At 64.1% G+C, this 13,449-nt stretch carries 8 protein-coding genes; all 8 read right to left on the reverse strand.

What is annotated here, in order from left to right:
• Positions 1-9 precede the first annotated feature (9 nt).
• A complete protein-coding gene (locus JM946_RS20835; RefSeq protein ID WP_203169304.1) occupies positions 10-2,130 on the reverse strand; it encodes a TonB-dependent receptor in 2,121 nt (706 codons plus the stop codon).
• 86 nt (positions 2,131-2,216) lie between these two features.
• The gene (locus JM946_RS20840) at positions 2,217-3,389 is read right to left on the reverse strand and encodes a serine hydrolase domain-containing protein (RefSeq protein ID WP_203169305.1); all 1,173 of its coding nucleotides are present in this window, start codon (positions 3,387-3,389) and stop codon (positions 2,217-2,219) included.
• A gap of 137 nt (positions 3,390-3,526) precedes the next feature.
• A complete protein-coding gene (locus JM946_RS20845) occupies positions 3,527-4,906 on the reverse strand; it encodes a P1 family peptidase (RefSeq protein WP_203169306.1) in 1,380 nt (459 codons plus the stop codon).
• A gap of 131 nt (positions 4,907-5,037) precedes the next feature.
• Positions 5,038-6,417 carry an FAD-containing oxidoreductase gene (locus tag JM946_RS20850; protein ID WP_203169307.1) on the reverse strand — a complete coding sequence of 460 codons (1,380 nt, stop codon included), beginning with the start codon at positions 6,415-6,417 and terminating at the stop codon, positions 5,038-5,040.
• A gap of 33 nt (positions 6,418-6,450) precedes the next feature.
• Positions 6,451-6,912 carry a DUF4126 family protein gene (locus tag JM946_RS20855; protein ID WP_203169308.1) on the reverse strand — a complete coding sequence of 154 codons (462 nt, stop codon included), beginning with the start codon at positions 6,910-6,912 and terminating at the stop codon, positions 6,451-6,453.
• A gap of 24 nt (positions 6,913-6,936) precedes the next feature.
• On the reverse strand, positions 6,937-7,683 hold the full coding sequence (locus tag JM946_RS20860) for a GntR family transcriptional regulator (protein WP_203169309.1): 747 nt from the start codon (positions 7,681-7,683) through the stop codon (positions 6,937-6,939).
• A 104-nt stretch (positions 7,684-7,787) separates the two neighbouring features.
• Complete coding sequence (locus tag JM946_RS20865) at positions 7,788-11,570, reverse strand: translocation/assembly module TamB domain-containing protein (protein WP_218043033.1); 3,783 nt, start codon at positions 11,568-11,570, stop codon at positions 7,788-7,790.
• Positions 11,567-13,348, reverse strand: coding sequence for an autotransporter assembly complex protein TamA (locus tag JM946_RS20870; RefSeq protein ID WP_203169311.1), 1,782 nt, complete (start codon positions 13,346-13,348; stop codon positions 11,567-11,569). The genes JM946_RS20865 and JM946_RS20870 overlap by 4 nt, the downstream gene beginning before the upstream one ends.
• Positions 13,349-13,449: the final 101 nt, after the last annotated feature.

Here is a 13,449-nt window from a genome sequence, read left to right on the forward strand (position 1 = left end):
GCCAACGCTTCAAAACGAGTACCCGACCTTCACGCCCAGCTCGCGCGGGCGCGTCCGGTTGGCGTTGGTCCAGTAGTGGTACGGATCGATCCACTGGTTCTGGTTGGTGAGATTGGTGCCGAACAGCTCGATGTTCGCCCGGCCCACCGTCACCCCCAGTCGCGCCGAGAGCAGCGAGATGTCGTCCGAGTAGAACGGCAGGAACTGATCGTAGAACACGCTGCGATCGATGTAGCTGACCTTGTCGCGATAGGTGTAGTCGACGCGGAAGAAGGCCGGAAGAGTCGCGCTCAGGTCGAACTCGTAGTTCGCGCCCAGCGTGTAGCTGAACTCCGGTACGTAGTCGATCGGATCGCCCGCGTTGTTGGTCGCGTCGGCGGATTTCACCTCGACGATCTCGCTATCCATGTAAGCCGCGGTGGCGTTGAGCGTGAGCTGATCGAACGGCCGCCAGGTGAGGCCGATTTCCGCGCCCTTCACTTCGGCCTTGCCGATGTTGGTGGTGTTCTGAATGGTGGTGCCGTCCGGGTTCAGGATCAGACCGCGACGGAGCATGTCCTTGTAGTCGCTGTAGAACACCGCGACTTCGTAAGCCAGCACGCCGCCGGCCAGCAGACCCTTGCTGCCTACCTCGTAGCTCCACAACGTTTCGGGCTGGTAGTTCGGCAGATCGCCGCGGTTGAAGCCGCCGCTGCGGAAGCCGCTGCCGGCGCTTGCGTAGATGTTGATATCGTCGCTCAGCTTGAAGGAGGCGTACACGCGCGGATCGGTCGAGTCGAACGAATCCTTCTCGCTGCTGAAGCCGTCGAACGTCTCCTGATCGTCCTCGAAGTAGCGCACGCCGCCGCCGAGCTCGAACCAGTCGGTGACCCGGAACGACACGTCCCCGAACACCGCGAACGACTCGTTCTGCTCCTTCTCCAGATAGTCGAAGTAGCCGAAGTTGAAGGTCGGGATCGCAGGATCGATGTAGTCGTAGATGGTGTCGTACACCGCGGTGAAGTGCGAGCCGAGCGAGCGATAGAAGCCGCCGAACGTATAGTTGAAGAAGCCGTCGCCGGAGGAGCTCAGGCGCAGTTCCTGCGAGAACTGATGGATGGCCTGTTGACGATCGTCGGTGCCTTCCACCGCCAGCGGCGCGCCCGGCACGCCCTCGCCGTAGTTGGTCGCGGGGCCGGCGATATAAGAGAACGGATAGCGGTGCGTGTGATCGATGTAGGTGCTCGAGCTGAGCAGCTCGCCGAAGCCCAGATCGTATTTCACATCGAGGTTGTACAGATCGTAATCGAACTCCTTGGGCACCAGCCGTCGCGAGCGATCGACCGCCACCGTCACGGTGCGATCGGGATTCTCGAAACCCAGGCCGAGCTCGCTTTCGTTGCGATGGACCACCACCATGCCTTGCACCGCGAGTGCATCGGTGGGCTTCCACAGCGCCTTCAGGCGCACGTTGCGCAGGTCCTGGTTGTTGCCATCCTTGATGCCCGCCTGGGGCTGATCCTGCCAGCCGCCGCCCTCCTGCGCCTGGGCGGCGATGCGAATGCCGAACTTGTCGGTGACGATGGGCGCGTTCAACACGCCGGTGATGACTTCGCGCGAGTCGCCGCCGCTGATGAACGATTCCTGCGCCTCGATGGCGCCGCCCAGCTTCGACAGGTCGGGCGACTTGGTGATGTAACGAATGGCGCCGGCCACCGAGCCCTGGCCGTACAGCGTGCCTTGCGGGCCTTTGAGCACTTCGACGCGCTCCAGATCCAGCGGGCGCACATCGAGCTGATCGGCGCCGCTCAAGGTCATCGGCGCTTCGTCGAGATACACGCCGACCAGCGCATCGGCGCCGTACTGGTTGCTCAGACCGCGCATGAAGATCTGATAGCTGCCGGGGCCGTCCTCGCGCAGCGCCATGCCGGGCACCGTGAATGCGATGTCCTGGATATTGGTGAGCCCCTTCTGCTCGAGCTCCTCGCCGCCGATGGCGGCGATCGCGACAGGCACATCGACCAGGCGCTGCTCGCGCTTCTGCGCGGTCACGATGACCTCTTCGACCGCCAGTTCCTGCGCCAGTGTGCTGGCCGAGGTGGTGGCGCCGACCACCGCCACGACCGTGATGTACTTCATTCGCGTCGTCATGTTGCCTCCCAAACTTTGATCCCCAGGGTGAAGCCGTTGTGTTAGTTGTCCAATACCTGACTGCCGCGCGCGCGCCGCGCTGTTGGCTACTCCAGCGCGCTTACCGCACTGTTGAAGAAGTCGTTGTCGGGAATCGCCTCGGCGCCCTTCGGTTTCGAGCGGGAGCTCAGCACCGTCACGATCACCTGCTTACGCGGGTTGATGTAGATGTACTGACCGAAGATGCCGCGTGCACTGAAAGCGCCGTCGGCGAAAGAACCATTGGGGCTCGGCACCGGCCACCACATGTAGCCGTAGTCCACCCGCGCATTGCCGACCTGCCGGGGCTGAGTTGCTTCAACGATCCAGCTTTCGGGCAGCACGCGCTCGTTGCCGATCACGCCGCCATTCATCATGAACAAGCCGAAACGCGCGTAGTCGCGCAGCGTGGCATTGATGCCGCTGCCGGCGACCTCCAGTCCGTCGGCCGCTTCGAGCCACCACGTGGCGTCGCGCTCCATGCCGACGCGGGCCCAGATTTTTTGTGACAAGTAGTCGGCGCACCACAGACCGGTCGCGGCGCGCACCAACGCGCCGACCACATGCGTCTCACCCGTGCTGTAGTTCCAGATGCTGCCGGGCGCAGCGACGCGCCGCTGGCTGGCGAGGAATTTCATGATGGCGCCCGGCTGCTGCGCGATCTGCATCTCCAGCATGCGACGGCGCTCGGATTGCGGATCGGTGTGCGTGTCGTCCCAATGCACGCCCGACGTCATTTGCAGCAGGTGACGGATCGAGACGCCGTCGTAGCTGGTGCCGCGCAGCTCCGGCAGATAGCGCGTGAGCTGATCGTCGACGCTGCCGATCAGCTTGTCCTGGATCGCCGCGCCCACCAGCGTGGTGCTCACCGACTTCGCCATCGACATCGAGATCCAGCGGGTGCTGGCATCGATTCCCAGATCGTAGTGCTCGAAGGCGATGCGGCCGCGCTTCATCAGCAACAGCCCGGCGACGCGATTGCGCGACAGATAATCGACCAGGTCGAGCTCCATGCCTCTGGAGTGCACGACCATGTCCTGGAGTTGAATGTCGGCGCGAGGCAGCTCTTGCACCGTGCCGCCGCGAGCGATCACGCGCGTCGCGAATCCCCATTGCGACTCACGGAACAGTTTGAGCTGGACGTTGGGAAGCAGCTTGCCCGCGTAAGCGTCGCGGGCCTCGGAAGGGGCGAGCTCGGATTGATCCGCACGTCGGCTGCGCACTTCGGCGTCGCGATGCAAGGGTGACCTTCCTGAATTACAGCGTTGACGCTGTTATATCGTCAGGTCCCCAGCCACACAGTTGCCAATGCCGACCGCATCGGTGAGCTGCGATCACCACGGAGCGCTCCCGTGGTGATCGCCGCTCACTCACATCGTCACTGCGCAGCCTTTGCGCCGATCTGCTGCCAGTGCCCCGGATTGAGCGTCAGTCTGTCGTCGGCGAAGCGCAGGTTCAGTGGATAACGTCCGGGGACCATGAACTCGCCTTGCGCCACTGGCAGCAGCTCCACCGGCGCTGGTTTCTTGATCGCAAAGGCATCGCGAGCGCCTGTGGCTTGCGCAACGAGCTTGCCCGCTTGCTCGGAGATGCGCACGCTCACCAACTCGCTGAAGCGATACTCGCCCTGATACTTCGCCAGATCGGCCGCCGCGACTTTGAAGCGCTTGTTCGGCTGCAGAGCGCGCGGCTGCTCCGGCACCGACGAGAGAATCGCATCCCACATCACTTCGGAGGCAATCACGCCGAGATCCACCGACGTGAGCGCGCCCGGATCTTTCTCGTCGAGCTCGCCGGTCGACACGGCATAGAGCACATCGCCGTCATACTCGGTGGCGAAAGGCTGAATGCCGCGCGCCATGGCCGTGTGAACCTGCACGGCGATCCGTTGCAGCAATGCAGGCTCCAATGTTTGATTCACCACCACGAGGCTGACGGTCGTGTTCTTGCCCGCTTCCTTGGACGGCTGCCAGCCAGGCTTGCGGCTGTCGGGCATGCCCGCGAGCAGATCGGTAGGACGCAACGGCTTCGGCCACCCCTCGCCTGGATTGCAGGCGACCACGTGACCATTGCGATCGGTCACCACGCCGAACGCATTCACCACGGTGAAGGCCGCGATCTTCACCGGACCGACCTGACGAAACGCGCCGCCTTGTCCGGAGTGCGCGTTGCAACCGAAGAACTGGCCGCTGCGAGCCGAGCGCCCCGCGCCCTGCGCGCCCAACGGGAAGACACCGGGCTGCGCTGCGCGCAACGCGGCCTGCGCCAATTTCTTGTCGGGATAGATTTCGTTCAAGCGACGATCGCCGAAGTCATAAATGATCGCGCCCACCGACAACGCGACGTTGTCCCAATGGCCGCCGCGCTCGCCGTCATCTTTCAAGGCCGTGGCCGCGGCGGTGGTCGCCTCGAGGCCGTACCAGGAGCCGCCCGAGAACACCACGGTATCGAGGTCCGGATAGTTGTATCCGAGGCGCAGAAAATCGGTGTTCACGGTGCCGGGGCCGCCGCCGCGAACATCGACTGCGCCCATCACTTTGCGGCCGAAGCGAAACACCGTGACGCCGGTCGGCCCCTCGGCATATTCGCCGGTGCCGATCCTGAGCATGGGCCAATCGAACTGGAGCTTCTTGTCGCCCACATTGAGCAGCGGCTGCAGCGATTCTTGCGAGGCGGTTCCGGAGGCGTGGACAACACAGGGGCAGGCGGTGATGGTGGCCAGCAGCAGGGCCGCCACAGAGGGGCGCAGTGTTCGCATCGAGATGCAGCTCCGGGCATTTAGCACGAGGACGATCGGAGCATTGAAACACACGCGCCCAGGAGCGGGCGCTGCCATCAAGGACGCGACCGGTGCGCCGGACACACCTCCCTGTGAGGGGTTCGAGCCGACTATCTCGCCGGCTGCAGGTCGCCGAGCACGGTCGGAATCAGCTCCGAGACCGTCGGATGGATGGGCACTGCCTGCTGCAGTCTCGTGTAGGGCACGTCGGCGTTCATCACATCGATGACGCCGTGAATTGCTTCGTCACCCCCCACGCCCAGGATGGACGCGCCGAGAATGCGCTTGGAGTCGGCATCGACGATGACTTTCATGAAGCCCTGGGTCTCGCCCTTTTCGATGGCCCGACCTACCTTGCTCATGGGTCGCGTGCCGATCAGCAGAGACTTGCCGCTGGCGCGGGCCTGTTTCTCGGTGAGGCCGACTCTTCCCAAGGGCGGATCGATGTACAGCGCGTAGGCCAGGATGCGTTGACTCACCCGGCGCGCTTCGCCATCGAGCAGGTTCGCCGCGACGATCTCGAAATCATTGTAGGAAGTGTGCGTGAACGCGCCCCGGCCGTTGCAGTCGCCAAGCGCGAACACGCCGGCGACGTTTGTCTGCAACTGCTCGTCGACTTTGATGTAGCCGCGCGCATCGACTTCGATGCCGGCGCGATCGAGGTTGAGATCGTGCGTATTGGGCGCCCGACCGACTGCCAGCAGCACGTGAGTGCCCACCACTGTCGGCGCCCCTTGCTGGCAACTCACATGGACCTCGACGCCTTCGGCATGCGGCGCGAGGCTGATACATTCGGCGTGCGTTCGTAGCGCGATCCCTTCGTTTTCGAAGATTGAAGCGATGGCGAGCGACACATCCTCGTCCTCGCGTCCGATCAGCCGCTCGCTCTGCTCCACCACCGTGACCTGCGAGCCGAAGCGCCGAAACATCTGCGCGAATTCGAGGCCGATGTAACTGCCGCCCACCACCACCAGGTGCTTCGGGACGAAGTCGATCTGCAGGATGCTGGTGTTGGTGAGGAAGGGCACGTCCTTGACGCCGGGCAGGTTCGGCACATTGGCGCGCCCGCCCACGTTGATGAAGATGCGCGGCGCACTGAGTGATTGCTCACCGACGCGCACGGTGTGGGCGGACTCGAAGCGCGCGTGCCCCTCGATCACCGTGCATCCATCCATGGAGCGCAACCAGTTTTCGAGACCGGTGCGTGCATTGAGCGTCACCTCGGCGGCGCGCGCCTGCACTCGTTTCATATCGATGCCGATGGGACTGTTGGTGATCACGCCGTAGTCAGCGGCGCGCCTTGCGACGTGCGCCGCATACGCGCTGGCCACCAATGTTTTGGTCGGCATGCACCCGGTGTTGACGCAGGTTCCACCGAACAGCTTGCGCTCGATCAGCGCGACCTTCATGCCTGCGCTCGTCAGGCGGCCCGCGAGCGACGGCCCCGCCTGGCCGGCGCCGATGATGATGGCGTCGAAGTTCTGTGTCATGGCAGCCCGCCGGCGAAAAGTGATGCGGGAGAGTCAGCGCAAAGCTAGCACGATGAGAACCGCGGCTGCGATGGCGACGGCGTCTTCGATGAATGCTGCCGGTGGATCCTTACCGAAGGCGGCAGCCATTCTGGCGCGCACAGCGGCGCCGCCCAGGGTGCCTATGATGGCGCCGATCACACCGACGAGCGCGCCCAGCGACGGCGCCCCGGACGCAACGCCGATGGCGCCACCGGTGGCTGCTCCCATCAGGATGCGAGTGCCGAACTGCACCGGCACTTTGCGACTCGGCGTGGACGGCAGCTGGTCGGTGATCAGCTCACCGATGGCCAGCAGCAACAGAATCCAGGGCGTCCAGCGATAGCCGAGGAATCCCAGCCAGGTGCCGCTCAGATCCAGCAGCCCGTAATGTGCGGCAAATGAAATGGCCGCCGGCGCCGTCATGGCTCGCAGGCCCGCCACGATCCCGATCGACAACGCGAGCAGATACAGCATGGCGGTCCTTTGTTGGGGTTGAAATCAGGATCGTTTGTTCGCGCCGCGCGCTCCGTTGCCGCGGCCTTTGCTCTTGCTCATCGAGGCGGGGTCACGATTTTCCAGCGCGACCCTTATACCCTCGGCGACTCGTTGCAAATGCAGCTCCATCAAGCGACAGGCGCGCTGTGTCTTGCGCGCAAGCGCAGCCTCGACGATGGCTTGCTGCTCTTCGCGCTCGATGCCGGTTTCCTGCATCGAGATCATCCGATAACGATCGCAGTGACAGTGGAGCATGCCACGGAGACGGATCAGCCACTTGGATCCGCATGCTGATATCAACGCTTCGTGGAAGCGACGATTGGCGCCCTGCCAGCGCGCCATCGCTTCCGCATCGCCCGGCTCGAGCCGATCTTCCAGCGCGCACAGCTCCTGCAACGCCTGTTTGACGGCGCGCTCCCATTCCGGACCGCCCTTTTCGATGGCCAGCGACAGCGCCTGAGTCTCGATCAGCACGCGCGTGCTCATCGTGTCCTGCAGTTCTTCCGGAGAAATCTGCGATACCCAGAAGCCGCGCTGACCTTCGGCCACGGCGAGCGCATCGCCGGTCAATTTCACCAGCGCCTCGCGCAGCGGGCTCAGGCCCACCTTGTAACGTTTGGTCAGCAGCTCCATCGCCAGCTTGCTCCCGGGCGGCAGCGCACCGGACAGGATGTCCCGCCGCAGCTGCTGGTAGGTCTGATCGGCGATGGTCTTGGCGACCACCCGGGTGGGCTCCGCTGAGTCGTTCATCACGGTCCTCTCTGTGACCGATGATAGCGTTAGCAGCATCATAAGACCCGGGCGCGGGACCGTCACCCGGCCCGCCTCGATGAACTGGATGAACGCACAGCGAGTTACTTCTGGGTCCGATACTCGATGCCGGCGCGAGTATCTTCCGGCCCCCGCTGCGCCTGTACCGACAGATCTTTGGAAAGCTTGTAGCGCAACGTGATGACCTCGCCAGGCTCGAACAGCCCGACGCCGTAACTCAAATAGACACGCGGCGAGAGATACTGGCCCACCGTCAACGCCGCGCCGCCGATCATCTCGTCGTCCTTCACGGCGAGCTCGTCCGCGCCCAGGCGGCGACCCACATTCTTGGCCAGCAATCCGCCGGCCGCAGCGCCGAGCGAACGAGTGGCCGCCTGCACGGCGTCGCCTTCACCTTCTCCGGATCCAATGTCATCGAGCGGCTTGCCGGCGACGATGTATGAAAGCGCATTCGCCTGTCCCATCGGCGGATTTGAAAACACCGTGAGCTCAGGGCTCTGCGCAGTGCCCCGAATGCGCAGGCCCGCCACGACCTCTTCCACGGTGCGCGTGGCTTCGATACGCAGTTGCGGGTTGTCGAGCGGCGTCGAAGCATAGAGCAGCTGGCCTTCCTCAATCACCAGATCCTGCCCGTACGCTTTATACGTGCCGGTGACATTCACGGTGCCGGATCCCACCGTATCCGTGCCGGGCCGCTCGCGCACATCGAGCTGTCCCGCCACTTTAGCCACCAGGCCAAAGCCGGTGAGATTCACTTCGTCACCGAGCGCCACGGTGATGTTGGCGTACAACGGAATGGCCTGCTCCGCGGCCTCTTCCTGCGTTTCCGCATCGACGACTACGACATCGGGCGAGGCTGCCTGCGCTTTGTCGCCACCGCGCGGCAGCTTCTGCAAATTCACATCCGCCTCGGGCAGCGTGACCTTGCCCGACAGCGTCATGCGCTCTTCGTTGCGCACCAGGTCCAGATCCGGCGAGACCACCACTTTGGCGCCCGGAATATCGGCGGCGAGAAACTTATCGCCGTCGATTTGCATATTCACGGCGCCGCTCGGACTCGCCGTGCCTGCAAACTTCAGCGCGCCCTCACCCGACTCGATGCCGCCGGTCACCTGGAACTCCGTCGGCGAGCTGGGCCGCACATCCACGCGACCGTTCTTCAAACGCAGTCCGATCGCGGGAATATCGGCCGCGAGTTCGGCTGCGGACACCGTGCCGGTGATCGCAGGCTCCTGCATCGAGCCGGTCACGCTGCCTTGAGCGTCGAGTCGTCCGTGCACATTCGCAAGCTGAGGCGCGAAGACGGCAAAGGGCGCGAGATCGGGCAGACTCGCATTCATTCGAGCATTGATCTGCGCGTCCGGTTGATCGAGCCCGCGCACCTCGCCCTCGCCTTGCAAGGATCCGTTCTCTTGCAAGCCGGCGCTGATCGAAGCGCGCGCATCCGGGCCCGACAGGTTCGCTTCCAACCTGAAATCCCGGTACGAAAGCAATGTTTCTTCTTCAACGGGCTCCTCGCCCTCATCGACCTCCAGGGTGCGCGACATGCTGCCGGATGGCGAGCGTATCGAGGCGCTGCCGAACAGATTGCCTTCGGCATCCCGCCGGATACCGCCCTGCCCTTCGATCAAGCCTTTGAACCGCAGCGGCAACTCATCGCTCGAGAACGAGTTCGCCAGGCCGAGCGGCACATTGGCAAGCGAATAACTCCCTTGCATGGAGCCGTCCGGCTGCATGCCGCCTTGCATGCACAGCTCGATATCGCGATCGACGAAACAGGCGCGCGAGACATCCACCGCCTTGCCTTTCAGCACGATGTTCGCGGGCTCTCGCAGGCTCAGGCGCGCCGCATCTTTCACCTCCAGCACCAGGCGCTGCACGGCGCCCGACCAGCCATCGTCCTCGCGACCGCCTTCCATCGCGATGGAGAACGCGAGCGGCTGCCCGGTCGTATTCACCTCCGCTCGATGCGCCGCGGAGTTCCCAGAGGCATTGGCCTGTAACGTTGCGAACTCGAAGCCCGCCGCGGACAGGCCCGCCAGCGTGAGCTTCACTGCGCCTTCCGGATCGAGCGGCTTGTTCACGTCGGCATCGAGCGTCAATTCATTGAGCCGCATCTCATCCATGTGTAGCTCGCGGCCCCGCGCGTCACCTTTGATGGAGACCTCCGGCCACGTGCCCAACACGCGAAAATTCGCGGCCAGCTCGCCGCCGGCACTCGGCATCCAATCGTTCAACGATGCGACGTCCACCGCGATCGTGGCGTCGATCTGCTCGCTCTTCGCCGCTTGCACGCGAAGCCGGCTCTCGCCGGAATTCAACGCCAGCGTGCCTGCAGGCAAGTACGGCGCCGTGAGCGTCATATCGGCATCGCCGGAGATGGGGCGACCCCGCAAGCGCCCGCGAAGCTCGCTCAGCTTCAAAGTCGCGTCCGGCCCCTGCTCGGTCATCTTGCCCTGCGTGGCCAACTGGAACCGCAGGCTCCCGGGCCATTCGACTGCAAACGCGCCGGGATCGAAGTTCTCGCCACGCGCATCGACATCCCAGGCGAGCTCCGGCTTCAAGATCACCTTGCCGGTCGCGGCGAGGCGGCCCTGTTTCTGCACGATGTCGAACTGCTGCAAGTCCACCTGCTCGGGCGTGCCGCGCACTTGCAGGGCGATGTCGGCCTGCTGCTTCGGCGGGCCCAGCGCGAGCTGGCCATTGGCGTTGTACAGCTGCGGGTTGCCGTCGAAAGCGAGCTCGCCGTTCGTGTGCAGCTCCTGCCCGGCCCATGCCGGCGGCACGATCACGTCGCGCCAGCGCGCGCTCGCTTTGCTGGTCCAGGACTCTTCCGAGAATTGGATGTCGGCATTGGCCATCAACTCACCAGCGGTGGCGCCGATGCGCAGCAGACTTTCCAGCGTGAGCCGCTCTTCGCGACGATTGAAGCGCACCGACTCCAACTCGATCGGCTCGTCATTGATGATCAGGCGACCGGCAACCACGCCTTGATTCAACGTGCCCTCACCGTGCAATGAGGCTGCAAGACTCTGCAGACTCGAGCCGGGCATCAGTTCTTCGCGCGGATCGAAGCGTGGCACTTCGAGCTGCAGCTGCCAGCGCCGCGCGCGATCCTGGGTCATCTTCGCATTCAATTGCGCCTGCAACGGCGAAGTGAGGTTGGCCGCGGCGAATGCGTCGGTGTCGTTTCCAGAGAGCACCAGAGCGCCGGCCACCGTCTGCTCGCCCGCCGTCCAACGAAAGCGGCCCGTGCCTTTGCCGACATAAGTATTCTGTTGCGCCACCCGGCCATCGAACTTCACGAAGCCCTGCGGCGATTGCACGTCCAAGGTGGTGACTTCGAGCGCTTCGTGGGTCCACCGACCGGCGAACTGGGCGCGGGTCACCTCAACGACCGTCGCCTCGGGATTGCGCACCTTCACGTGCTGCGCGAGAAGCGAATCCACCGCGATGTCGATCGGCGGTTTCAGGCTGAACGGCTTGGAAGGTTCTTCAGGGGGCGGCGGCTCGGTCGGCTCGTGCGTCAGGACGTCGACGCCGCGGATATCCAGGTTGCCCACGTGCACCAACGAATGCCAGAGATCCATCATCACCAAATCGAGCTCGATCGCTTCGACACGGGCGTCGATGCCCGCCGCGGGATCGCGATAGCGTAGATTGGTGATGCGCAATGGCCCCGCAATCGAGCCTTCGATGGTCCCGATCGCGAGCTTGTCCCCGAGCGCCGCGCCCGCGCGAGCCGCGGCGAAGCGCGTGCCCGATTCGGTGCTCAACACCCACGCAACCGTGCCCACGATGGCGACGATCAGCACGGCGATCACGATGCCGGTCCAGGCCAGGCCCCTTTTCAAACCACGATTCATAAGTCAGGCCCGATCACCAGATGGACGCGCCAGGCGTCGTCGAGCTCGGTCACCACGGGCTTGGCGATATCGACGCGCACCAGGCCAATCGGCGACTTCCAGCGCAGGCCGATGCCGGTGCCGACATTGGCGTCGAAACGGGATTTGAACGCATCGCCCGCATCGACGAAGACCGCGGCGCCCCAGTTGTCCAGAAAGAAATGTTCGTACTCGGCGCTGCCCACCACGAGGTACTCGCCGCCGATGACGCCGCCCGTCGCATTGGTCTCGCCGATCTGCTGATAATCGAAGCCGCGCACCGAGCGGTCGCCGCCGGCGAAGAAACGCAACTCCGGCGGCAGGGCCTCGAAGTTGTCCACCGCCATGGCGCCCAACGCAGCGCGCGCAATGACCCGGCCATCGTCGCCGACCTTGCGCAACCACTTTCCCTCGGCGCGCAGCTGCGTGAAGCTCGTGTCCGACAGCAACGATTCGAACGCGAAGCGCAGGCCGTATAACAATGAGTAGCCCGAGGTGGGAAAGTAATTGTCGTCGGCTTGTTTGCGCGTCAGCAGCCCTTCGGCATACAGCAGGCTGGTCGAGCCGCGCTGATCGGCGATCTCGAAGTCGCCATTCAGATACTGCAGCCCGAGCGTGCGCGTGAAGCCTTTCCAGCGCTGGACCACTTCGTTGGCAGCGATGCGCGCCATGCGCGACCGGCTGGTGTCGGTCTCCTCGTCGCGATAGCCGGCGCCGATGGTGTAATTGCGAGGCCGCAGGCCGGGCTTCGGGATTTGATACGTGGTGCTGATCTCTTGCAGGCGCGAGGAATATTCGATCGATCCGCCAAGCTTGTGGCCGCGGTCGTTGAGCCAGCGACGTTGCGCGCCCAACTTCACGCCGGGCCCGGAATCGGTGCTGAAATAAAGATTGGCGGTGTACACGGTGCGCTTGGCGCGAATCAGCATCACATCCACCGGCACGACGCCATCGGCGGCGTGTTCCAGATCCGGCGCGACCGCGACCGAGGCGAAGTAGTCCGCATCCACCAGCGCCTGCTGCAACTGGAGCAACTTGTCGGCCGAGTAATACTCGCCCTGTTCCCAAGGCTTGTATCGCTGCAGAAACGAATCGGGAAACTGCGATTCCGAAAAGCGCAATTCGCCCAGGCGATGGCGCGGGCCTGCATCCCAGGCCAGATCGATATCCGCGGTGTTGGCACTGCGCACCACCGAGACTTTATGGCGCACCAGTTGCGCGGCCAGATAGCCGTCGTTGGCCAGGGCCGCGGCGATCAACTGTTTACTGCGCTCGTATGCGCCATGGTCGAGACGCGCACCGTGCTTGGGCTCGAACTTCTCCAGCGCAAGCTTCACCGGCTCGAGCTCGGCGGCCTCCGGCGTCACCTCGATGCGGGCTTGCTGAACGATGACCGGCTCGCCCTCGTCGACCTCGAAAATGGCGTGAAACTTACCGGGCTCGGGCCGCTCCAGCCGGCTCTCGATGCGCGGATTGTAATAACCGAAGGGCTCCAGCGAGCGGGCGATCTGTTCCTTGCCACGATCGAACAGCCGGCGCGTCTGGGCCGCCGACACCTCGCGCTCTTCGTATTGTTTCAGTTCGAGATTGGCGCGCGCCGATTCGAGAACGTCGTCTTCGATACCGTTGATGGTGACGGTGACGCGCTCGGCCGAGGCAGTTGCGACGCACGACAGACCGGCCAGCAGCACCGCGAGCACGCCCATCCGCATCCAGCGCCGTCCGAGCTCGAAGCCACAGCAGATCCACACATGCGTCATGGGCCGGAAAGTCGCGGATGGCGGTCGGATTTCATTCAGTAGGGACGTTTTGGTGCCCCTGTTGTTCCATGGATGCACCGGGGCGACACGAGCGGAACTTG

This window comes from Steroidobacter gossypii (assembly GCF_016801985.1).
Lineage (GTDB): Bacteria > Pseudomonadota > Gammaproteobacteria > Steroidobacterales > Steroidobacteraceae > Steroidobacter > Steroidobacter gossypii.